A 22594-nucleotide genomic window follows, 5' to 3' on the forward strand; every position below is an offset into this window, starting at 1 on the left:
TGGCGTCGGTTCATATCATGGTGCGACCCTTTGCGGCATGGCAAGAAAAAACTTGCACGATCCGCGATTCCCTTGCCATCTTGGCCCGAACGACCGGGAATCCGCATGACCCACCCCGCCCCATCGGTTCATCTCATGGACCTACCCGAGACCGGCACCCAAAGCGTTGACCGGGCGCTGCTGCTGCTGACGCTGATCGGCGCCAGCGGCGACCAGGGGGCCACGCTGGCCAACCTGGTCGCCGGGTCCGGATTGAACAAGGCGACCGTGCGGCGGCTGGCCTTGGCGCTGATCCGGGCTGGCATGGCCGAACAGGACGCCGCCAGCCGCTATCACCTGGGCGTACAGGTTCAGGTGCTGGGCGCGCAGGCCGCGCGCCGTCCCGGCCTGATGGCGGCGGCGCGCGAAAGCGTGATGCGCCTGGCGCAGGTGACGGGCGATGCGGCGCTGCTGTCCGTGCGGCGCGGCGCCAGTTCGCTGTGCCTGATGCGAGAGGAGGGCAGCCACCCGCTGCGCAGCCACGCGCTGGTCGCGGGCCAGACCCATCCCTTGGGCGTCGGCGCGGGGTCGCTGGCGATGCTGGCCGCCCTGCCCGACAGCGAGTCCGCCACCATCCTGCGCGCCATCGCGCCGGTTCTGGCCGAGCGATTTCCCGCCCTGACCCCCGACCGGATGCGCGACCTGATCGCACAGACCCGTGCCAATGGCGTGGCCCTGAACCCCGGCCTGGTGATCGAGGGGTCCTGGGGCCTGGGTATCGCGCTGCACCATCCCGACGGGCGGCTGGCGGGCGCGCTGTCCATCGCCACGGTCGAGGCGCGCATGCGCCCCGACCGCCTGCCCGACCTGACCCGCCGCCTGCGCGCCGAGGCCGCGCAGATCGAAACCCGCCTGAGCAAGGACCAACAGACATGACCGACCCGATGATCGTCGGCTGGAGCCATACGCGGTTCGGCAAATCCGACGCCCCCGACACCTGCGCCCTGATGGCCGAGGCCGTGCCGCAGGCCCTGGACCACGCGGGCATCGCCGCCGCAGATGTCGACGGTATCTTCACCGGGGTCTTCAACAACGGCTTTTCGCGCCAGGACTTTCAGGGCGCGCTGGTCGGCATGGCGGTCCCCGCGCTGGCCCATGTCCCCGCCACGCGCTATGAGAACGCCTGCGCCACGGGATCGGCCGCGCTGCATGGCGCGATGGATTTCATAGCCGCAGGCCGGGGCCGCATCGCGCTGGTGGTGGGGGCGGAAAAGATGACCGCCACCCCCACCGCAGAGGTCGGCGACATCCTGCTGGGCGCCAGCTTCCACGCCGAGGAGGCGCAGATCGACGCCGGTTTCGCGGGCCTGTTCGGCCAGATCGCCGCCAGCTATTTCCAGCAGAACGGCGACCGCTCGCAGGAGCTGGCGATGATCGCGGCCAAGAACCACGAAAACGGCATGCGAAACCCCTACGCGCACATGCGCAAGGATCTGGGCGTGGCCTTCTGCAACACCGTGTCGGACCGCAACCCGCGTGTGGCGGGGCCCCTCAGGCGCAGCGACTGCTCGCTGATCTCGGACGGGGCGGCGGTGCTGGTGCTGGCCGATGCCGACACCGCCCTGACGATGCGCCGCGCCATCGCCTTTCGCGCCCGCGCCCAGGCCAACGACCCGCTGGCCCTGTCGCGCCGCGACATGCTGGCGATGCGGGCGGCGCGCTCTGCTTGGACGCAGGCGCTGGACCGCGCGGGCGTAACCCTGGACGACCTGTCCCTGGTCGAGACCCACGACTGTTTCACCATCGCCGAAATGCTGGAATACGAGGCGATGGGCCTGGCCGAACCCGGCCAAGGCCACCGCGTGATCCGCGACGGCGTGACCCATCGCGACGGGCGCCTGCCGGTGAACCTGTCGGGCGGGCTGAAATCCAGGGGCCACCCCATCGGCGCGACCGGAGTGTCGCAGCATGTCATGGCCGCGATGCAGCTGACCGGCGATGCGGGCGACATGCAGCTGCCCGGCGCGACCATGGCGGGCGTCTTCAACATGGGGGGCGCTGCGGTGACGAACTATGTCTCGATCCTGGAGCGGGTGCGATGACCCCCGTCTCTGACCGGGTGATGAATTTGGGTAATTTCCTGACCCAGAACGCCCGCCGCCTGCCCGACGCCCCTGCCCTGATCCATGGCGACGACATCACCACCTGGGCGCAGATACAGGCCCGCGTCGGCGCGCTGGCCCATGCGCTGATCCACGACCATGGCCTGACCAAGGGCGATCGTGTCCTGGTCCAATCCGCCAACTGCCTGCAGATGCTGGAGACGATGTTCGCCTGCTGGCGCATCGGGGCTGTCTGGGTGCCCGCCAATTTCCGCCTCTCGCCCGACGATCTGGCGTATCTGGCGCAATCCTCGGGCGCGCGCGCCATGTTCTGCGGCGCGCAGTTCCCCGACCATGCCGCCGCCTGCGCGCGCCATATCCCGGCGATCATCCCCATCGGCGCCTCGCCCCTTGGTCCCGACCACGACGCGCTGATCGCCCGCCACATGGGCCGGATGCCGCCCGAGGCTGCCATGACCCGCGACGATCCGGCCTGGTTCTTCTACACCTCGGGCACCACGGGCCGCCCCAAGGCCGCGGTGCTGACCCACGGCCAGATGGCCTTTGTCGTCACCAACCACCTCTGCGATCTGATGCCCGGCACCACGGAACAGGACACCTCGCTGGTGGTGGCGCCGCTGTCGCATGGCGCGGGCATCCACGCGCTCACCCAGATCGCGCGCGGCGTGCCGACCATCCTGCCCACGGGCGACCGCTTTGACTCGGCCCATCTATGGGCCTTGGTCGAACGCCACCGGGTCAGCAACATGTTCACCGTCCCCACCATCCTGAAACTGCTGGTCGAGGACCCTTCCGTCGCCCGCCACGACCATTCCAGCCTGCGCTATGTCATCTATGCAGGCGCGCCCATGTATCGCGCCGACCAGATCCGCGCGCTGGACACCCTGGGCCCCGTGCTGGTCCAGTATTTCGGGCTGGGCGAGGTCACCGGCAACATCACCGTCCTGCCGCCTGCGCATCACGCGACCGATGACGCGGCCATGCGCATCGGCACCTGCGGTCTGGCGCGCACCGGCATGCAGGTGCAGGTCCAGGACGACCAGGGCAGCGAACTGCCCCCCGGTCAGACCGGAGAGATCGCCGTCACCGGCCCCGCCGTCTTTGCAGGCTATCACGACAACCCCGACGCCAACGCCAAAGCCTTTCGCGACGGCTGGTTCCTGACCGGCGATCTGGGCCATATGGACGAACAGGGGTTTCTCTATCTGACGGGGCGGTCGTCGGACATGTTCATCTCGGGCGGATCGAACATCCACCCGCGCGAGATCGAGGAAAAGCTGCTGACCCATCCCGACCTGTCCGAGGCCGTGGTCCTGGGCACCCCCGACCCGGTCTGGGGCGAGGCCGGGCTGGCCGTCTGCGTCTCCCGCCCCGGCCATACCCCCGATCCGCAGGCGGTGCTGGACTGGCTGGCGCCGCGCATCCCGGGCTACAAACGGCCCAAACGCCTGATCCTGTGGGACAGCCTGCCGAAATCGGCCTATGGCAAGATCACTCGCCCGATGATCCGCCAGGCGCTGATCGAGCGTGGGGAATGGCCGCAGGCGCCGGGCTGACCCTCAGCGGGCGCCCGCCGTCAGGGCGGAATCCGCGAACAGGCCCGGCGACATGTCCTCCCAGAACGCCGCGATGCGCGCCGCGTTCAGCGGCGACATCCAGCCGTGGCGCTCGAAATCGGCGCGGGCGGCGCGGTCGGTCAGCTGACTGGCGAACAGGCGGCGGTCGGCGTCGCGCTGCGTGGGCGTGCGCGCGCGGATGACCTCCAGGATGCGGCGCAGACGCTCGGCCTGCGGGTTCAGGGGGGCGGGTTCGGGTTCGGGCGCGCCGAAATCGCCGTCCAGCGCGGCGCTCAGGTAACCCACCTTGCTGACCACGTTCTGGCGCGCCTCGACGTAATCCAGCTTGGCCGCGACCATCGCGTCGCCATGCGCCGACAGCCACTGCCGCGCCAACCGGTCGCTGACCCCAAGCGCGCGCAGGCGGGCATAGACCGGCCCGTGGCGCGCCCCCTCACCGTCATCCATGTCCAGGATCGCCAGCTGCGGGTTCTCCTTGATCAGGAACCGGATATGGGTGACCGCCCTGCCTTGCTTTTTGGTCTCGGGCGCCAGGATGATGTTCGAGGTCTTGTTCACCTCGGTCACCGCAGGCTTGATGATCTTGGCGTTCAGCTGCTTGAACACTTCGTAATAGGCCGACCCCTCCACCCCCATCAGGCGACGGAACAGGTCCAGTGGCCACCAGCCCGTCGATCCGGTCCGCACAAAGCGGTAACAGTTCTCGTACAGCGCCAGCGCGTGCCCCGACGTGAAGCGCCGCTGCATGTTCAGGTTGATCAGCGCAAAGACCTTGGGGTCGTGAAGCTTCTCGGCCAGCGCCGGGGAATAGGCATATTCGCACACGCCCCCCTTCAGCTTCGCATAGCTCAGCAGGCTGGAGACCCCCCATTCCTGCCGCCCCTTGTCATCCAGCATGTCCCATTCGGCCACCGTCTCGACCAGCCCGCGCAGCGATTGCTTCAACGTGTCCATGTCGTTGCTGTTGTAGCCGATCATCAGGCACAGCGTGCGCGCGTCGATCTGGTGGCTCTGCCGCGACATCAGCGTGTCATAGGCATTCAGCAGCAGCACGTTCGACAGCTTACGCTGCAGCAGCGTCAGCTTGCCCGACACATGGATCGCGGCCACATGCTTCTTGACCGCACCGCGCCGCAGGGCGCCTGACAGATGTTCGCGGGGTATGTCGTCCATCACCGGGGCCGGCTTCCTTTTTCTTCATGCTGCCCCAAAAGGCACCCGTCGGCAAGCGCCCAAGGGGCACCCCAGCCCGGTTTTCCACCATCCCGTAACCGGGCACCTGAACACGGTGCCGTCAGCCAAAGGGACCCATATTCGGGACCGCCGGACCGGTTTCAGGGCGTGGGCCTGCCTTTTTCGTCTCCCGTCAGGCCCTTCCCGCAGCTTGGCACCGCTCAAACCGCGAATCGGCACCCCTGCCCCCGCATTCAGGCACCTTTCAGCCTGGATCCGGGCACCCCTCGTCCCGGAAACGGGCACCGGATTGCCTCAAAAGCATTGATCCTGAATGATTTTATGATCCCAAAGATTCTAAAGTTCCTAAACTAGATACAAGCTTTGAGGGTGTCTTTCTGGCTTGGAATGAGGGGTTTCGCCGCGAAACCGGGCATCTGTGATTCCCAACTGCCTTTTGATGTGCGATAGATCAGGGGCTAAGCCTCGCAATATGATACATCACAGCAGGAACATGATGTCAGGCAAAGAGCCGCTTCCGCCCTATTTCAGCATCGACCCCGCTCGCGCCGCCAAGCGGCTGTCGGAACCCATCGGCACCGCCCGATTCGCCAAGGCTGCCGCCTTTGCCGCCCGCGGTCGCCAGGATCTGGCCGAGCGGGGCTATGCCCCCGACGGGCGCAAGCGCCTGCGCCGCTTCTCCACCTGGGAAGTCTGCCGCTATCTGATCCCCGTGGCCACCGCCCATTTCCGCCGCGTCCTGCGCAAGCATCCCGACCTGCCCCAAGGCGTCGGAGAAGGCAATTCGAAATGGTTCACCCTCGAGGACGTCCTGCGCCTGCGCGACCACTTCGCCAGCGAAGGCGCGCCCGACCGCGAATACCGCCCCTGGCGCCCCGAGGGCCTGCCCGCCAAGATCCTGGCCGTCGCGAATTTCAAGGGCGGCGTGGGCAAGACATCGACCGCCGCGCATCTGGCCATGTCCGCGGCGCTGGACGGCTACAAGGTGCTGGTGATCGATCTGGACAGCCAAGGCAGCATGACCTCGATCATGGGTGGGCAGGTCACGGATGAATGGTCGACCGCCTTCCCCTTGCTGGCCAAGGACTATGCCCTGGCCCTGCAGGACGAGAACCGCGTCCGCGAGGCCCGCGGCCAGCCCCCCCTGCCCTTCGACGAGACCCTGACCGAGGCGCTGAACATCGGCGCCCGCGACCTGATCCAGAAGACGCATTGGCCCAACATCGACCTGCTGGGCGCGCAGCTGAACCTCTACTGGGCGGAATTCCAGGTACCGGTCTGGCGCATGGGCCTGCGTGGCTGGCCGCTGTGGGACGCGCTGTCGAACGGCTTGACCCATGACGGGGTCGTCGATGAATACGATATCATCATCATCGACACCCCCCCTGCCCTGGGCTATCTGACCATTAACGCCTTGGCCGCGGCTGATATTCTGCTGGTCCCCCTGGGCGCGACCTTCTTGGAGTTCGATTCGACGGGGCGGTTCTTTGACATGCTCTATTCGACCTTCGCCAGCGTCGAGGAGGGAGAGAACACCGCCCGCCGCCGCGACGGCCTGCCCGAGATGCGGTTCGAATGGGACGCGGTGCGCGCCATCATCACCCGCTTCGAGGCCGGTCAGCAGACCGATCTGGCCAACGTGATCCAGGCCTATTTCGGCGATTTCATGACCACCTATCGCCAGGAGCTGACCGCCATGGTCGGTCAGGCCGGAGAGCAAGTGAACGGCATCTATGAGGCCGATTACCGAGAGTTCAACCGCGACACCTATGTCCGGGGCCGCGAGACCTTTGACCGGACCTGGGCCGAGGTCAAGGAACTGATCCTGGGCGCCTGGTGGCGCGATCTGCAGATGGAGAAGGAGGAGACGACAAATGGTCAAGCGCCGACGCCTTGAAACCCCCAGCACCGACGACTTGAGTCGGATCGAGGCAGAGTTTCGCAGCGAAACCTTTGACCGGGCGGCCTCGGTCCGGGGCATCGCACCCATCGCGCAGGTCGCCGCCGACAGCGCGTCCCATGTCCAGGCCGAGGGTGCGGAGGCCCGCGCCAACCGTGCCCGGACCGAGGCCGATGCCGCCCGTCTGCATGATGCCGAGGCGCGCGGGTTGCTGATGGCCGATCTGGCCCTGGAGCAGATCGACGAGGACGCGATGATCCGCGACCGCATGACCATGGGCGAGGCCGAGATGCTGGAACTGCGCCAGTCGATCGCGGCGCATGGCCTACGGCTTCCGATCGAGGTGTTCGAGCTGGAGCAGCCGGGCAGGGACGGGCAGCGCTATGGCCTGCTGTCGGGCTATCGGCGGTTGCTGGCGACGCGCGGCCTGCGGGAGCTGACGCAGGCCCCGACTTATGCCACCATCCGGGCGATCATCCGGCCGCGGTCGGACACGGGGCAGGCCTTTGTCTCGATGATCGAAGAGAACGAAGTTCGCGAGAATCTGAGCCATTTCGAACGGGGGCGCATTGCCGTCATTGCGGCCAATCATGGGGCCTTTGCCAATACCGAGGATGCGGTGGACAAGCTGTTCGCGACCGGGTCCAAGGCCAAGCGGTCCAAGATCCGGTCCTTTGCGCTGATCTTTGAGGAATTGGGCGACATGCTGCAGTTCCCCGAGCAGCTGACCGAACGGCGCGGCCTGCAGCTGGCCACGGCGCTGCGGCAGGGGGCCGAGGCGCAGGTGCGCCAGGCGCTGTCTCGTGCGACGCCGGTGGATGCCGATGAGGAATGGGGGGTGATTGAGCCGGTCATCCGGCAGCAGGAGGCGGGTATCCGCGACCCGGCGCGGGGCGGGCGGCCCAAGCGGGCGGCCCCCAACATGGGTTGGATCGACGACAAGACACTGCGGACCTCGGGCGGGATCACGATCCGCAGGTCCGCCGATAGCCGGGGGCATGTGTTGCGGCTGGAGGGGGCGGCGCTGACCTCGGAGCTGATGGACAGTCTTATGCTGGAAATCCGCGCGCTGCTGGAGCGCTGAGGTTTCGCTGCGAAACCGTAAGGGCAGGGCAGGGGCTTGCCGCCTCGCCCTCGTCTTCGTGTGTAGCAGAGCTTGATCTAATTAACTCATTGATAATAAATGATTATTTATTAGATGGCAGAGATGGGGCCATTGGTACGAACCGGCTTTTGGTCTGGCTGCGGGCAGCATGGCATTACGGTTCCCGTGGGCTTGGGATGCGCGGGTCGCCAACGACGTTGGTGCGTTGTGGGGAGCGTTGGCTAAGCGGGTGGTCGATAGTCTGTTGGCGAGGAGGGCAGGCGGGCCCGGCTGGCCTTGACGGTCGCGCACGGGCTTGGGACCCTGCTTCTGGATGAGCCCGTCACCGCGCCGATCAGGACCGAAGCCCGGTGATCGTACTGCATGACGTGGCCATGACCGCGCGGATCAGTGATCCCGCCGCCGCGCTGAGGGAGGGTCGGCTGATCCGGCAGGGTGTCCGGCGCCCAGCTGTTGGACACCGGCGAAGCCCGCTATCGCGTCCCCACGCTGAAGGCCTGCGAAGTGATGCCTGTCCAGTCGGCCCTGCAAATCATGGGGTCGCAACTGGTAACGGTGATCCTGGTCTGCGCGGGGTTTATGCTGGCGGGCTATCTGACCACTGGCGGCTTTGCGGGGCTCCTGCTGATCGTTGGCGTGTTCCATCGCCCGCGGGAGGGTCTTGACGTGACTGTCCGCGCGGGCGTGACGGTCGCACTTGGTGGCCTGTCGCTGACCGCCCTAGGGTTCGGAAGGTGCTAATCAAGGCTCGTGTCCTGGGGCCGATTCACGACCGGCCGCATGTGGCCTGGATCGGCTGGCCGGTGCCATGGCCCTAGCCCTGTTGGTCGAGTTGAACCGGAGGTCGCTGCTTTTGGACATCCACCGGCCGGTCAGGCCCGCGACCCTGCATCTGACTGGGGCCCATTCGCTGTTCCGCCTGATCCTGTCGGAACAGTGGGACAGGGCGCCGCGCATGTTCCAGGGGCTGGGCGTTGCGTCTGCGCAGATGGTGACGCTGTCCGGGGTGATCGCGCCAGCGGCAGCCGCAGGCGGCGCGGTCGGGGCAACTGCTGGACCAGGGCGTGACCCCACGGTCGAGTTTGGCCTGTTGGCGGGCGGCGCGGGTGGCAGCAATGTCACCAAGATCGCACAGCGCCTGCCGGTGGGCAACCTGATCGACCCCGGTCAGGGCCGCGCGGGGCTGCGGCCCGGCATGTCTGTGGTGGTGGGGGAGGGCGGCTAGGGGGCAAAGGCCTCGCTGGTGCCGCGGGGCAGGTGAGCCCCCTGGGGGTCGCCGCAGGGGCGGCCGTCCTGTGCGATGGTGTGCCCGCGCAGCAGGGTGCGGACCGGCCAGCCGGTGATCTGCAGCCCCTCATAGGGGGTATAGTCGCAGCCGTGGTTCAGGTCGGTCTGTCGGATGGGGCGCGTCAGGGTGGGGTCCCAGAGGGTCAGGTCGGCATCCGCGCCGATGGCGATGCTGCCCTTTTGCGGATAGAGGCCATAGAGCCGCGCCGGGTTGGTCGAGGTCAGCGCCACGAAGCGCTGCAGGCTGATCCGGCCCTTGCTGACGCCTTCGGAGAACAGGATCGGCAGGCGCGTTTCCACCCCCGGAATGCCGTTGGGCACGTATTTGAACGAGGACCGCGCGCGGGGCGTGTCCTTGCCCGTGGCGTCGATGCGGAACGGGCAATGGTCGGAGGAGAAGATGTCGAAGGTGCCGTCCCGCAGCCCCTGCCAGATCGCCGCCTGGCTGTCCGCATCGCGCGGGGGAGGGGAGCAGACATACCGTGCGCCGTCGAAATCCATGTCCAGCCCGCGCAGGTCCTCGGCGGTCAGGGCGATGTATTGGGGGCAGGTCTCGGCATGGACCTTGAGGCCGCGGGCGCGGGCCCATTGGATCTGCTCCATCGGGTCGCGGCCCGAGACGTGGACGATGACCACCGGCACGTCGATCAGCTGGGCGTGGCTGATGGCGCGATGCGTGGCCTCGCGTTCGGCGATCTGGGCGTGCGCCTGGCCGTGATAGTACGGCGCGGTGCGGCCCTCGGCCTCCAGCCGGCGGGTCAGGTGGCGGATGGCGTCATGCCCCTCGGCATGGACCATGACCAGGGCGCGTTCGCGGCGCGCGACCTCGAACACGTCGAGGATCTGGGCGTCGTTCAGCACCAGGTCGTCATAGGTCATGAAGACCTTGAACGAGGTATAGCCGTCGCGCACCAGCGCCGGCAGCTCCTGTCCCAGCACCTGCGGGGTCGGGTCGCTGACGATTAGGTGGAAGGACACGTCGGTGTGACAGTTGCCCTGCGCCTTGCGGTGATAATCCTCGACGCAGGCGCGCAGCGACTGTCCCCGGATCTGCAGCGCAAAGGGCAGCAGGGTCGTGTTGCCGCCCGCCGCCGCCGACCTTGTGCCGCTGGCGAAATCGTCCGCCATGGTCGTGCCGTCCGACGTTGGCTGGTCCAGATGCACATGCGCGTCGATGCCGCCGGGCAGGACCAGCAGCCCGGTGGCGTCGATACGGTCGGCGCCGGACAGATTGTGCCCGATCTGCGCGATGCGCCCGTCCTTGATGCCGATATCGGCGCCGTAGCTGTCGGCGGCGGTGACGACCGTGCCGCCCGCGATGACCAGGTCCAGCCCGCTCATGCGACGATCCGGGCCAGCGCGTCGGTCAGGCGGTCGACCTGATCCAGCGTGTTGTAATGGACCATCGACACGCGCAGCACGCCGCCGTCCTGATCCTCTCTCAGATGCTCGACCAGGCGGCGCGAGTGGAAATCGCCGAAGCGCATGGCGATGCCGTGATCGTCCATCGCGCGGGCGACGCTGCCGGAATCGACGCCGTCGAACTTGAAGGCGATGGTCGGCACGCGGGTGCTGTCGCGGTTGACCGGCTGGCCCATCACGCGGCAATCGTTGCGCGCCGACAGCCAGGCCAGCAGGCGGTCGGTCAGCGCATCCTCCTGCGCGGTGATCAGATCGAACGCGGCCGCCAGCAGGGCGCGGTGATCGCCCGTGGCGCCGTGATGGCGGGCCAGATCGGTCAGATAGGCCAGGATGCCGTCGGTGGCGAAGGCCGCTTCATAGCTGGGGTTGCCGGGCTCCAGCTTGGCCGAAACCTTATCCTTGCCGTAGAAATAGTGATACAGCCCGTCCAGGTCGGCCAGCAGGTCGTATTTGCCATACATCAGCGCCCCATGCGGACCATAGGCCTTGTAGAGGCTGAAGACATAGTAATCGACATCCCAGGCCCGTACGTCGATCAGCCGGTGCGGCGCATAGGCGACCGCATCGACGCAGATCCGTGCGCCGTGATCGTGGATGAAGCGCGCGAAATCCGCGATCGGATGCACCTGGCCCAGGATATTGGAAACATGCGTCACGCAGACCAGCCGGGTGCGGTCGGTCATCAGCGGGGCCAGATCGGCCAGTTGCAGGTCCATCGTGTCGGCGTTCAGCGGCCAGACCTTGAGGGTGACGCCGAACTCCTCCAGCCGGGTCCAGGGGCCGATATTGCTTTCGTGATCGGCCATGGTGACGATGACCTCGTCACCGGGGGCGAACTGGCGGCGCATCGCCTGCATCAGGTTGCCCATCAGCACCGTGGTCGAGGGGCCGAAGACGATCTCCTCGGGGCGGGCGGCGTTGACCAGCGTCGCGGCGGCGCGACGGCCCGTCATCAGGGCATCGGCGGCGGCCTGTGATACCGCATAGCTGCCGCCGATCTGGACGTTCCTGTGGGTCAGGAACTCGACCATGCGGTCCAGCGCGGGCTGGGCGATCTGCGATCCGCCGGCATTGTCGAAAAACACCCAGTCCTGCGTCAGGCCGGGGAATTGGGACTGCACATAGGCCATGTCCAGCTGTGTCATCGGGGTGGTCCTTCAGTGGTTCAGCACGGCGCCCAGGAAATTGCGTGTGCGTGGTTCTTGGGGGTCGGACAGCACCTGCGCGGGCGGTCCCTGTTCGACGATCTGGCCCGCATCCATGAAGATGACACGGTCGGCCACCTGGGAGGCAAAGCCCATCTCGTGCGTGACGACGATCATGGTGACGCCGGTGCGGGCCAGATCGCGCATGACGTCCAGCACCTCGCCCACCATCTCGGGGTCCAGCGCGCTGGTCGGTTCGTCGAACAGCATCACCTGCGGCTCCATCGCAAGCGCCCGGGCGATGGCCACGCGCTGCTGCTGGCCGCCGGACAGGTGGCCCGGATACTTGTCGGCCTGATCGCCGATACCCACGCGCTCCAGCAGGCGGTCGGCCTGGGCCGCCGCATCGGCGCGCGTGGTGCGGCGCACGCGGCGGGGCGCCAGCATGACGTTTTCGCGCACGGTCAGGTGGGGAAACAGGTTGAAGGACTGGAACACCATGCCGACCTCGGCGCGCACCTTTGCCAGGGCGCGGCCGGTGGTGACGGGGGTGCCGTCCACGCGGATCTCGCTGGCCGGGTCGAACCCCTCCAGCCGGTTGATGCAGCGGATCAGGGTGGATTTTCCGGACCCCGACGGGCCGATGATGCACACGACCTCGCCCTTGGCGACGTCCAGGTCGATGCCGCGCAGGGCCTCGAAGCTGCCATAGGATTTCCGCAGGTTGCGGATGCTGACGAAACCGCTCATCTCAGCGCCCCCGTGCCGAAAAGCGGCGTTCCATGCGCGACACCAGTGCCACCAGCGGCCACAGGAACGCGATATAGATCGCCGCCGCCACGATCAGCGGCGTGGGATTGGCGGCCAGCGCCTGCGCCTGCGTCGCCTGCTTCAGCAGGTCGGGCATGGCGACGACCGACGCCAGCGCGGTGTCCTTGACCACGTTGATCGAATTGTTGGTCAGCGGCGGAATGACGATCCGCACCGCCTGCGGCAGGATCACGTCGGCCATGGTCTGGCGACCGTTCAGGCCCAGGGCGGCCGAGGCCTCGAACTGGCCCTTGGGGATCGCCTCGATGCCCGCGCGAAAGATCTCGGCGGTGTAGGCGCCCGACACCAGCGTCAGCGCGCCCATGGCGGACAGGAACGGCGACAGGCGCAGGCCCACGAAGGGCAGGGCGTAATAGACGATGATCAGCAGGACCAGCAGCGGGATCGATCGGAAGATGTCGATGTACAGCCGCGTCACGAACCGCACGGGCGCGGGCCCGTAGAGACGCGCCATCGCCAGCCCCAGGCCCAGCACCAGCCCCGCGACGATGCTGGCCGCCCCCAGCTGCAGCGTGATCCACAGGCCCTGCAGCAGCATGGGAAAGGTGCGCCGCATCACATCGGCATTCAGGAAGGTGTCGAAAATATCCATGTGCATCCTTTCGGGTCCGGGACGGGCCCGGACCCGGGTGTCGGATCAATCCAGCGCGGGCATCGGCAGGACGGTGACGGTCGAGGATTCCGCATCAGGCGCCACGCCGAACCACTTTTCGTGCAGCTGCGCCAACACGCCCTCGGTCTTGAGGTCGTCCAGAACGGCGTTGACCTGGGTCGCCAGTTCGGCGTCCTTGGCGAACATCATCGAATATTTCTCTCCGGTGGGGATGCGTTCGACCACGGCCAGCTGCGGCTTGTCCACGACGTAATATTGCAGCGCCGGGATGTCCGAGATGTATCCGTCGATCCGGCCAGCCTGCAGGTCCAGCATCGCGGGGGCCAGCCCCTCATAGCGGCGGATGTCGGCAAACCCGTATTCGGCCTGGTTCTCGGTCGCCCACATGTCACCGGTCGATCCGGTGTCGACGCCGACCACCTTGCCCTCCATCTCGGCCAGGGATTGCGGACCCTCGGCCAGGGCGGTCAGCGACTGGTCGCTGTCGTAATAGGGCTGGGCGAAGGTCACCGATTCCAGGCGCGCGTCGGTGATGGTGATCGAGCTGGTGGCGATGTCGATCCGCCCGGACTGCACGGCCGAGAACAGCCCGTTGAAGGGGATGTTCACCGTCTCGACCTCGGCGCCCATGCGCTCGGCCACGGCGGCGACCAGGTCGATCTCGAAGCCGACGAACTCTCCGGCATCGTTCTGAAACTCCCACGGGACGTTGCCGATATTGGCGCCCACCGTCAGTGTCTGCTGGGCCGCAGCCGACAGGGCCGACCCCGCCATCAGGGCCAGCGCCAGCGCCGTGGTCCGCATTCCGTGTCCGAACATGATAGTCTCCCCGACTTTATGATTCTGGATTGACCGGACTAACCGGTCTGACCAATATCAAGCCACGGGTCGATCCGGTTTGCAATGGTCGTGGTTCCTGTGCAGAGGGATGGTGGATCGGGTGCCAGCGGAAAGGGCAGTGCGGGAGTGATGTGGGACAAGGGGCCTGTGACGCAGACGATCGCGCGTCGCCTGCAGGAGATGATCCGGTCGGGCGAACTCAAGGCGGGGCAGAAGCTGCCGTCGCAGCGGGTGCTGTCCGAACAGCTGAACGTGTCGCGCCCGTCCCTGCGCGAGGCGCTGCTGACGCTGGAGACGTTGGGCCTGGTCCAGACGCTGCCCGCGCGCGGGACGTTCGTTCTGGACCCGGCGGCGCGACCGTCGCAGACGACATGGCGCTATGACGACGCGCATGATCTGCGCGACGTGTTCCAGTCCCGTCTGCTGATCGAGGCAGAGCTGTGCCGCCTGGCCGCGGGCGCCATCACGCCTGCGGCGCTGGACACCCTGCGCACTGCGGCGACGGCGTTCGAGGCGGCGTGGAGCGCGGGCGATCTGGTGGCCCATGTCGAGGCCGATCTGGCCTTTCACCGCGCCATCGCGCAGGCCTGTTCGAATCGGATGCTGGCGCAGCTGTATCAGACCGTCCAGCAATTGCTGACCGAGACGCAGCGACAGCCCATTCCGAACACCGACCCGGACCGCATGCGCCAGTCCATCGCCGAACATCACGCCATCATCGCCGCGCTGGCCCGCGCCGATGCCTCCGCCGCGGAGGCTGCGATGCGCGATCATATCCGCAACACCGCCCGTTGCGCTGGCGTCAGCGTCTGACATGATGAGGCGAAACGGCACCGGGGGACAGATGCGGGCAGGATTGTGGAAAGGCGCGCGGCGGCAGGCGGCGCTGTGCGCGGTGCTGGTGCTGGCGGGCTGCGGCGGGTTCGGGCGGCAAAGCGCGCAGGAATGCATGGAGCGGGCGATGTATTTCGAATCGAACCGCTCCAGCCGCGATGGGATGATCGCGGTGGGCCATGTGGTGATGAACCGGGTGCGGTCGGGCGATTACCCACGCTCGGTCTGCGGGGTGGTCGCGCAGCGCAACCAATTCGCGCCCGGCGTCATGTCGCGCCGCATGGACCCGCGTCAGGCGGGCCTGGTCCGCGAGGCCGCGCGGTCGGTCCTGCGCGGAGAGCGGCATCCGCTGGTGGGCAACGCGCAGTTCTTTCACGCGGCCAGCTATCGGGCGGGTTACAACAACATGCATTACGTCGTGACGACCGGCGGCAACGCGTTTTATGAACGCCGCCCGCCCGCGCTGGTGACGCGCCCGGTCCCGCCGCCGCCCCTTGAGGGCATCACGCGGCGATAGGGCGCAGCGGTTTTGCCGGAACAAGGCGCGGTCGCTTAGGGTTTGGCGTGGACAGCCCCCGAGCAGGAAGGACCGCGCCATGACCACCGACCCCAAGGACCATCCCACGTCCTCCGACAAGGACCAGCCGGATCGCCGCAACAAGCAGGGCGACCATCACGGCGTGCCCCATTCCCCCGAAGAGTTCGACACCCAGAACCCCGCCAAGCTGAAGCGCGACCCCGACGGCAAGGTCTGACGCGCCCGTGTCGTTCCAGGACCAGGCCGCCCCGCGATACCCCGCGCTGCGGTCCACCACCGTCAAGGCGTTGGCGGTGGTGGTCGCGTCCATTGCGGTCACGCTGGCCTATTTCGCGGTGCTGGACCGGCCCTGGGGCTGCGATTGCGGGCGGCTGTGGGCGATGCCGGGCGAACCCGCGCTGAATTCGCGGGTCATGCTGGACCCCTATTCGGCGCTGCACCTGATCTTTGGCGCTGTGCTGGCGCTGATCCTGCGGCGCGTGCGGCCGGGCTGGAGCGGCTGGACCGTCCTGGCCGTCGTCGTCGCCGGCAGCACCGTGTGGGAAGTGGTCGAGAACCTGCCCTCCAGCATCCGTCTGTTCGGCTATGAGGCGGGCGATCCGCTGTCCTATCAGGGCGACAGTCGTCTGAACGCGCTGGCTGATACCGCCAGCGCCGCCTTGGGTGCGGTTCTGGCGCGGGGGCTGTCGGGGCGGGTCGTGCTGGCGGTTGCGGCCGTGACCGAGTTGGGCCTGTCGCTATGGATCAACGACGGCTTTGCGATCGCGACCGTGCGCGCCGTGGGCCAGTTCGTCTGAGCGTGCCTGCGGGGGCAGCAGCGTCTCGATCAGATCGACGGCGCCTTCGGCACGGGGCCACGCGGCGGCTTGCCGGGCGAACCGGCGCGCGCGGTCGCGAAACGTTCGGTCGGCCAGCAGGCGGCGCAGGGCCGCCAGAATGCGTGTTTCGGTGGCCAAAGCGGGTGTCAGGCGCAGGCCCGTGCCGCTGGCCACGATGCGCGCGGCGACGCCCGGCTGATCGTTGGTCAGCGGCAAGGCCAGCATCGGGACGCCCTGTTCCAGACACTCCATCGCGGTGTTCAGCCCGCCATGCGTCACGCACAGATCCGCCCGCGTCAGGATCGCGCGCTGCGGCACGAAATCGCGCACCCAGGTCGCGGGGATGCGGCGCGCCTGATCGGGCGTCAGCCCGCCGCCATGCGTGACCAGCACCTGCGCGCCCGCCCGCGTGCAGGCCCGCGCGATGCGCGACAGCAGCGCCAGCCGGTGCCCCTGCAGCGTGCCCAGGCTGACATAGATCAGCGGCCGGTCGGGGTCGGGGCGGATGTCATCGGGGAACGGCCCGGCCAGCGGCGGGCAGAACAGTCCCGTATAGCGGATGCGGTGACCGCCGAAGGGGCGCGGATGATCGAACCCCGGCGCGGTCTGCGACAGGGTCATCAGGTCGGACACGCAATCGGTGAAATCGCGCCGATCCCCCAGGCCCCAGGCCGTCGACCAGGCGGTTATGACCCGCGATTGCGGCCTCATCACCCATTGCGCGATGCGCCGCGCGGTTTTCAGCCGTTCGATGGCGCGGGGCGAGGAGACCGGCGACCAGCCCAGGAACGGCAGCGGCAGGGTCGGTTCCGCATCAAAGGGCAGTGCGCAGGCGATCGACACCATCGGCACGCCCAGATGCCGCGCCAGCAAGCCCGCGGCGGGTTCGGTCTGATCGCCCAGGATCAGATCGGGACGAAAGCGCGCGATCTGGGCCGGGCCGCTGCGGCACAGCGCATCGGTGCGCGCGGCGCCGATGCGGACCTCGTGGCGCAGGCCCCGGCCGGTATCCGGGGGCGGGCCGGGCTGGGTCAGGGACCGGACCTGATGCCCCCGCGCCCGCAAGGCGCAGGCCAGCGCGTCGAAGGCCTGCAGGTGGCTGTGATATGGCGGACAGATCAGCATCACGCGCGATCCGATCTGTTGGTGGTGGGCCATCCTGCATTCCGTTCTTGCCGTGCCGTCGGGTATGAACACCGTGGCGAACCGCCGGGTTCAATCCAAGGGGATCAAACCGCACCATTGACAGGGCCGCCTGCCCATCGATCGCCAGGTCGGGCATGCCCGAGGGGCATCGGCCTTCGCGGCGGTGCGCCGCCATGGCATGGGCGGCCAGCAGCGGACACCGCCCATCCGGGACCGGACGGGCGGTGCCGGGTCGCGATCAGCTGTCGCGGTCGTCGACGATGACCGTCAGTTCGTCGCCGTCGCGATGCAGGGCGACCACGTCCTGCGCATCATGGCCCGCATCCTCCAAGGCCTGCGTGACCTGCGGATGATCGGCCAGCGCGGTGCGCATCGTGGTCAGGCTGTCGCCCGCCTGCTCCAGCGCCATGTCGATATCGCCGGGGGTGCCCATCGACATGCCCGCCGTATCGGTGCCGCCGCCCGTGGCCATGCCGTCCGCCATGCCCGCGGGCGCATCCGGAGCCGCGCCGGCCGAGGCGCCCGACCCCTGGGTCTGCGGGGCGCTATCGCCCGCGAGTTCGTTCGTGGTCTGGCCGCCGGTCAGGGGCGGAGTGCCGGTCTCGGCGGTGGACAGCGCGCCGCCGCCCTGCTGCTCCAGCTCGCTCAGCGGGGTGACGGTGATCGTCGTATCCTCGCCCACGCCCGTCAGCTGATCGCTGAAGTCGCGGCCCGATTGCAGGTCGGCCACGACCCGCTGATAGGTCAGCTGATCCATGTCGGCGGAACTGCCCGACTGCGCGGCAGAGCCGGTATTCTCTCCGCTGCCCATCGGGGTGTCGATGGCGGGGGAGTCGCCTTCGGTTCCGGTGGTTTCCATATCGGTCTGGTCCATCCCGGTGCCGGTCTGACCCGCGTCCGGCATCGCGTCGGTGCCGGGGGCGGCGCCGTCCATCGCCGGCGTTTCGGGGGCGGCGGTTTCGGGGGTGGAGGTCTCTGGGGCGGTGGTCTGGGTCCCGGTCGCGTCGCCTGCGGGCGGCGGGGTCTGGGCCAGTGCGGGCAGGGTCATGGCGGGAACGGCCAAGGCTGCGGCCACGATGGCGGCGCGGCTGGTCTGTGTCAGGGCGTTGGTCATGGGGGTCCTCCTCAGGGTTCGTGGTGCGGCATTTGCCACGTGGAGCGGTCCCAACCGGGAGGGTGTGGGGATGTTCCAGGATTATCGCATAATGCCTGCACATATCCGCGTGAGATACCCCCGGACCCGCGCCCCCAGCCCACCGGTGGTGATTGTCGTCTTCTGACGCGCCCTTGGAACATATGGGTCTTGTGCCGGTTCAGCGGCCCCATCGCCAAAGGAGATGCATCATGGCCGAGCAGACATTGGACACGCTGTTCCACGAGACGCTGAAGGACATCTATTACGCCGAACGCAAGATCGCGACGGCGCTGCGCAAGATGGCGCGGGCCGCCCAGGACCCCGACCTGAGGGCAGCCTTCGAGACCCATGAGCAGGAGACGCAGGCGCAATACGAGCGTCTGACCGAGGTCTTCGACGCCATCGGCAAGAAGCCCCGCGGCAAGACCTGCGACGCCATCGAGGGCATCATCGCGGAAGGCCAGGAGATCATGGACGAGTTCAAGGGCAGCCCCGCCCTGGATGCGGGCCTCCTGGCCGCGGCCCAGGCCGTCGAGCATTACGAGATCGCCCGCTATGGCACGCTGAAAGCCTGGGCCGCGCAGCTGGGGCTGGCTGACGCCGAGCGCCTGCTGGACCAGACCCTGCAGGAGGAGACCGCCACCGACGAGATCCTGACCCGGCTGGCCGAGACGGTGATCAACGCCGCAGCCCAGGCCCCCGCCTGATCAACCGCCCGTTTCCGGAGACCGCCATGTTTTACACCGACAACAAGCTGCAATACCCCGTCCGCGTCGACAGCCCCGACCCGCTGTTCGCCCGCGCCCTGCAACAGGCCATCGGCGGCGTCGAGGGAGAGATCCGCGTCGCCATGCAGTACTTTTTCCAGGCCTGCGGGGCGCGGGGCGACGCCCGCTTTCGCGACCTGCTGATGAACACCGCCGCCGAAGAGCTGGGCCATATCGAGATGCTGGCCACCGCCGTCGCCCTGAACCTGGAGGGCGCGCCCCTGTCCCTGCAGGAGGAGGGCGCGCGCGACGCCGCGGTGGGCGCGGTGATGGGCGGCATGAACCTCAAGAACCTGCTGTCGGCGGGGCTGTCGGCCATGCCGGTGGACAGCGACGGGGTGCCCTTCGACATGTCCCACATCTATGCCAGCGGCAATATCGCCGCCGACATGACCGCCAACATCGCCGCCGAATCCACCGGGCGCACGCTGGCCGCGCGGCTGTGGGGGATGACCGATGACGCGGGCATGAAGGACATGCTGTCCTATCTGATCGCGCGCGACACCATGCACCAGAACCAGTGGATGGCCGCGCTGGAGGAGCTGGGCGGGGCCGCGGGCGCCTTCCCCATCCCCAACAGCGTCCCCCCCGAAGCCGAGCAGGCCGAGTTCAGCTATGCCTATCTGGGCTTTCAGGCCGATGGGAGCAAGCCGGCCGCAGGCCGCTGGTCCGAGGGCGCATCCCCCGACGGCAAGGGCCGCTTTGCCACGCAACCGCTTGCAGCCCTGGGCCAGACCCCCGACCTGGGCCCCGCCAGACCCGGCAGCGGCGCGCAGTCTGAGCAGATGTGACCCAAACCCCCCGGGCGACCCAAGCGACGCCCGGGGGGATCACGACGCCCGCAGGCTATTCGCCGCGCGGATAGCGCTTGGTCTCCTCCAGCACGTTCAGGTCCATGTGGTTGCGCATGTAGCGTTCCGACGCCTTCTGCAGGGGCTGATGGTCCCAGGGGTAGTACGCCCCGTTGCGCAGGGCCTCATAGACGATCTGTCGCCGCGCCTGGCTTTCGCGGACCTGGGCGTCGAAACGCTCCAGGCTCCAACGCTCCTCGGCCATCGCGGTCAGCCGCGCCAGCGTGTCGGCATGGGCGGGGTCGGGGGCCAGGTTCACGCGTTCCTGCGGGTCGGCGGACAGGTCGAACAGCATCGGCGGATCGGCGGCGCAGAGCGTCAGCTTCCACCGCCCGTCGCGCAGGCCCACCAGCGGCGTGATCGAGCCTTCGGCCGCATATTCCATCGGGACCGGCCCGCGCGCCGCCCCGGTGGTGGCCAAGGGCGCCAGATCGCGCCCGTCGGTCCAGCGCGCCAGGGCTGCGATGTCCAGCCCCGCCAGACCCGCCAGTGTCGGCACCACATCCAGCGTCGAGACCGGCGCCGCGACCAGGCCCGGCTGCCAGCCGGGCGCGGCGATCATCAGCGGCACCCGGGCCGAGCCCTCGAAAAAGCTCATCTTGAACCACAGGCCGCGTTCGCCCAGCATGTCGCCGTGGTCACTGACGAACAGCACGATCGTGTCCTGATCCATCCGCCCGCGGGCCAGCACGTCCAGGATCTCTCCGATCTTGTCATCGACATAGGAGATGCTGGCGAAATAGCCCTGCCGCGCGCGGCGCACATCCTGGGGCGTGATGGAAAAGGCCGCGTGATCGCAGGCCTCCATCAGGCGGCGGGAATGGGGGTCGGGGTCGATGTCGGGCAGGTCCGGGTCCAGCGCGGGGCAGTCGTCATACAGATCCCAGAACCGGCGGCGCGCGACATAGGGGTCGTGGGGATGGGTAAAGCTGACCGTCAGGCACCAGGGCCGGTCGTCCTGACGGCGCGACAGATCGTACAGCTTCTGCACCGCGTGATGGGCGACGTCGTCGTCATATTCCATCTGGTTGGTGATCTCGGCCACGCCCGCGCCGGTGACCGAGCCCAGATTGTGATACCACCAGTCGATGCGTTCGCCCGGTTTGGTGTAATCCGGGGTCCAGCCGAAATCGGCGGGATAGATGTCGGTGGTCAGCCGCTCCTCGAACCCGTGCAGCTGGTCGGGGCCGACGAAATGCATCTTGCCCGACAGCGCGGTGTGATAGCCCGCGCGGCGCAGGTGATGGGCATAGGTCGGGATGTCGGAGGCGAATTCGGCCGCGTTGTCATAGACCCGCGTGCGGCTTGGCAGCTGCCCCGACATGAAGCTGGCGCGGGCGGGCGCGCAAAGCGGGCTGGCGGTATAGGCGTTGGCAAAGCGCGTGGACCGCGCCGCCAGCGCGCGCAGATGCGGGGTGTGCAGGAAATCGGCCGGGCCGTCGGGAAACAGCGTTCCGTTCAGCTGATCGACCATCAGGATCAGAATATTGGGACGGGTCATCGCGCGGCGTTACAACCCAAGCGCCTGCCGCACTGCGGGTTCGGCGGGCTGGCCGTCCAGCGTGGTCACGCCCTCCAGCCAGGGGGTCAGCGTGTCGGGATGGGCCGCCAGCCAGTCGCGCGCCGCATCCGCCGCGTCGGTGCCATCCAGGATCTCGCCCATCAGGGCGTTCTCCATCTCGATGTCGAAGGTCATGTTGGACATCAGCGCGGCCACGTTCGGGCAGGCCTCGGACCAGCCGGTGCGGGCCAGGGTATAGACCTCGGCGCCGCCGAAATCAGGGCCGAAGTAATCATCGCCGCCCGCCAGATACTCGATGTCGAAATTGGCGTTCATGGGGTGGGGCGCCCAGGCCAGGAACACGATGCCCTGCTGGTTGCGGCCCATCCGGGCGACCTGCGCCAGCATGGCCTGTTCGCCCGATTCGACCAGCTCCCAATCGCCCAGGCCGAATTCGTCGGCGGCGATCATCCGGGCGATGGACTGGTTGGCGGGGGCGCCCGGCTCGATCCCGTGGATCTTGCGCTCGAACGCGTCGGCATGGGCGTCCAGATCGGCCAGGCTGCGGATGCCCTGTTCGGCCATATAGGCGGGCACGGCCAGGGTGAACTTGGCCCCGGTCAGGTTGCGGTTCAGGATCTCGATGGCATTTTCGGATTGCAGGTCGTCGATGAAGGCCGTTTGCGCGGGCATCCAGTTGCCCAGAAACACGTCGATCTCTCCGCTTTTCATCGATTCATAGCCGATGGGCACCGACAGGAAGCTGACCTGGGGCTGATAGCCCAGGGCCTCCAGCACGACGCTGGCGACGCCGTTGGTGGCGTTGATGTCGGTCCAGTTGGGGTCCGACATGCGGACCGTGCTGCACGCCGCGTCATCGGCGGCGGCGGCGATCCCGGCGCTGCCCAGGACGGCGGCGGCGGCCAGCAGGGCGGTCAGGCGTGTTCCGGTTTTCATCTCGCGTCCCTTGGCAATCATGATTATGGCT

The 22594-nt window shown here is 67.9% G+C and carries 23 protein-coding genes; 13 read left to right on the top strand and 10 right to left on the bottom strand.

Features of this window, described 5'->3' with window-relative positions; all coding sequences use genetic code 11:
• The first annotated feature begins 135 nt into the window (after positions 1 to 135).
• From ABS73_RS13930 to ABS73_RS13940, 3 genes are read left to right on the top strand one after another with little or no spacing between them, the layout of a single operon-like run.
• Positions 136 to 915, top strand: a complete 780-nt coding sequence (locus ABS73_RS13930; RefSeq protein ID WP_277018344.1) for an IclR family transcriptional regulator — start codon at positions 136 to 138, stop codon at positions 913 to 915.
• Entirely contained in the window at positions 912 to 2081 is a 1170-nt protein-coding gene (locus ABS73_RS13935) for an acetyl-CoA acetyltransferase (protein ID WP_277018341.1), read from the top strand. The genes ABS73_RS13930 and ABS73_RS13935 overlap by 4 nt, the downstream gene beginning before the upstream one ends.
• A complete protein-coding gene (locus ABS73_RS13940) occupies positions 2078 to 3658 on the top strand; it encodes an acyl-CoA synthetase (protein ID WP_277018339.1) in 1581 nt (526 codons plus the stop codon). The genes ABS73_RS13935 and ABS73_RS13940 overlap by 4 nt, the downstream gene beginning before the upstream one ends.
• Positions 3659 to 3661: 3 nt before the next feature.
• On the opposite strand, the gene ABS73_RS13945 is transcribed toward ABS73_RS13940, so the two are convergent.
• Positions 3662 to 4852 (bottom strand): replication initiation protein, encoded by a 1191-nt coding sequence (locus ABS73_RS13945; protein ID WP_277018338.1) that lies wholly within the window; start codon positions 4850 to 4852, stop codon positions 3662 to 3664.
• 517 nt (positions 4853 to 5369) lie between these two features.
• On the opposite strand from ABS73_RS13945, the gene ABS73_RS13950 reads away from it, so the two are divergent.
• From ABS73_RS13950 to ABS73_RS13965, 4 genes are all read left to right on the top strand, one after another.
• Positions 5370 to 6770, top strand: a complete 1401-nt coding sequence (locus ABS73_RS13950) for an AAA family ATPase (RefSeq protein ID WP_277018381.1) — start codon at positions 5370 to 5372, stop codon at positions 6768 to 6770.
• Positions 6748 to 7857 carry a ParB/RepB/Spo0J family partition protein gene (locus tag ABS73_RS13955; RefSeq protein ID WP_286693525.1) on the top strand — a complete coding sequence of 370 codons (1110 nt, stop codon included), beginning with the start codon at positions 6748 to 6750 and terminating at the stop codon, positions 7855 to 7857. The genes ABS73_RS13950 and ABS73_RS13955 overlap by 23 nt, the downstream gene beginning before the upstream one ends.
• A 456-nt stretch (positions 7858 to 8313) precedes the next feature.
• Positions 8314 to 8619, top strand: a complete 306-nt coding sequence (locus ABS73_RS13960) for a hypothetical protein (RefSeq protein WP_286693526.1) — start codon at positions 8314 to 8316, stop codon at positions 8617 to 8619.
• A 67-nt stretch (positions 8620 to 8686) separates the two neighbouring features.
• A complete protein-coding gene (locus ABS73_RS13965; RefSeq protein WP_277018334.1) occupies positions 8687 to 9103 on the top strand; it encodes a hypothetical protein in 417 nt (138 codons plus the stop codon).
• On the opposite strand, the gene hydA is transcribed toward ABS73_RS13965, so the two are convergent.
• From hydA to ABS73_RS13990, 5 genes are read right to left on the bottom strand one after another with little or no spacing between them, the layout of a single operon-like run.
• Entirely contained in the window at positions 9100 to 10506 is a 1407-nt protein-coding gene (hydA, locus tag ABS73_RS13970; RefSeq protein ID WP_277018332.1) for a dihydropyrimidinase, read from the bottom strand. The genes ABS73_RS13965 and hydA overlap by 4 nt on opposite strands.
• Entirely contained in the window at positions 10503 to 11732 is a 1230-nt protein-coding gene (locus ABS73_RS13975; RefSeq protein ID WP_277018330.1) for an aminotransferase class V-fold PLP-dependent enzyme, read from the bottom strand. The genes hydA and ABS73_RS13975 overlap by 4 nt, the downstream gene beginning before the upstream one ends.
• 12 nt (positions 11733 to 11744) lie before the next feature.
• A complete protein-coding gene (locus ABS73_RS13980) occupies positions 11745 to 12482 on the bottom strand; it encodes an amino acid ABC transporter ATP-binding protein (protein WP_277018328.1) in 738 nt (245 codons plus the stop codon).
• A gap of 1 nt (position 12483) precedes the next feature.
• Complete coding sequence (locus tag ABS73_RS13985; protein WP_277018326.1) at positions 12484 to 13155, bottom strand: amino acid ABC transporter permease; 672 nt, start codon at positions 13153 to 13155, stop codon at positions 12484 to 12486.
• Between the two features lie 45 nt (positions 13156 to 13200).
• Positions 13201 to 13995: a transporter substrate-binding domain-containing protein gene (locus ABS73_RS13990; protein WP_277018325.1), complete on the bottom strand. Its 795-nt coding sequence runs from the start codon at positions 13993 to 13995 to the stop codon at positions 13201 to 13203.
• A 168-nt stretch (positions 13996 to 14163) separates the two neighbouring features.
• Here ABS73_RS13990 and ABS73_RS13995 point away from each other — a divergent pair, with 168 nt between their 5' ends.
• From ABS73_RS13995 to ABS73_RS14010, 4 genes are all read left to right on the top strand, one after another.
• Positions 14164 to 14829, top strand: a complete 666-nt coding sequence (locus tag ABS73_RS13995) for a FadR/GntR family transcriptional regulator (RefSeq protein ID WP_277018322.1) — start codon at positions 14164 to 14166, stop codon at positions 14827 to 14829.
• A gap of 31 nt (positions 14830 to 14860) precedes the next feature.
• On the top strand, positions 14861 to 15367 hold the full coding sequence (locus ABS73_RS14000) for a cell wall hydrolase (protein ID WP_423805147.1): 507 nt from the start codon (positions 14861 to 14863) through the stop codon (positions 15365 to 15367).
• Positions 15368 to 15446: 79 nt separating this feature from the next.
• On the top strand, positions 15447 to 15605 hold the full coding sequence (locus ABS73_RS14005; protein ID WP_277018321.1) for a hypothetical protein: 159 nt from the start codon (positions 15447 to 15449) through the stop codon (positions 15603 to 15605).
• A gap of 7 nt (positions 15606 to 15612) precedes the next feature.
• Positions 15613 to 16185 carry a DUF2585 family protein gene (locus ABS73_RS14010; protein WP_277018319.1) on the top strand — a complete coding sequence of 191 codons (573 nt, stop codon included), beginning with the start codon at positions 15613 to 15615 and terminating at the stop codon, positions 16183 to 16185.
• Here ABS73_RS14010 and ABS73_RS14015 read toward each other — a convergent pair.
• Entirely contained in the window at positions 16126 to 17364 is a 1239-nt protein-coding gene (locus tag ABS73_RS14015; RefSeq protein ID WP_277018318.1) for a glycosyltransferase, read from the bottom strand. The two genes, ABS73_RS14010 and ABS73_RS14015, sit on opposite strands and share 60 nt — an antisense overlap.
• A 226-nt stretch (positions 17365 to 17590) precedes the next feature.
• Positions 17591 to 18466 (bottom strand): hypothetical protein, encoded by an 876-nt coding sequence (locus ABS73_RS14020; RefSeq protein ID WP_277018316.1) that lies wholly within the window; start codon positions 18464 to 18466, stop codon positions 17591 to 17593.
• A 230-nt stretch (positions 18467 to 18696) separates the two neighbouring features.
• Between ABS73_RS14020 and ABS73_RS14025 the strand changes: the two genes are divergently transcribed.
• Positions 18697 to 19194, top strand: coding sequence for a YciE/YciF ferroxidase family protein (locus ABS73_RS14025; RefSeq protein ID WP_277018314.1), 498 nt, complete (start codon positions 18697 to 18699; stop codon positions 19192 to 19194).
• Between the two features lie 26 nt (positions 19195 to 19220).
• The gene (locus ABS73_RS14030; RefSeq protein ID WP_277018313.1) at positions 19221 to 20045 is read left to right on the top strand and encodes a manganese catalase family protein; all 825 of its coding nucleotides are present in this window, start codon (positions 19221 to 19223) and stop codon (positions 20043 to 20045) included.
• Between the two features lie 55 nt (positions 20046 to 20100).
• On the opposite strand, the gene betC is transcribed toward ABS73_RS14030, so the two are convergent.
• Positions 20101 to 21606, bottom strand: a complete 1506-nt coding sequence (betC, locus tag ABS73_RS14035; RefSeq protein WP_277018312.1) for a choline-sulfatase — start codon at positions 21604 to 21606, stop codon at positions 20101 to 20103.
• A gap of 9 nt (positions 21607 to 21615) precedes the next feature.
• Positions 21616 to 22563, bottom strand: a complete 948-nt coding sequence (choX, locus tag ABS73_RS14040) for a choline ABC transporter substrate-binding protein (RefSeq protein WP_277018311.1) — start codon at positions 22561 to 22563, stop codon at positions 21616 to 21618.
• Positions 22564 to 22594 lie beyond the last annotated feature (31 nt).

Origin of the sequence: Paracoccus sp. SCN 68-21 (assembly GCF_001724535.1) — a bacterium.
GTDB lineage: Bacteria > Pseudomonadota > Alphaproteobacteria > Rhodobacterales > Rhodobacteraceae > Paracoccus > Paracoccus hibiscisoli.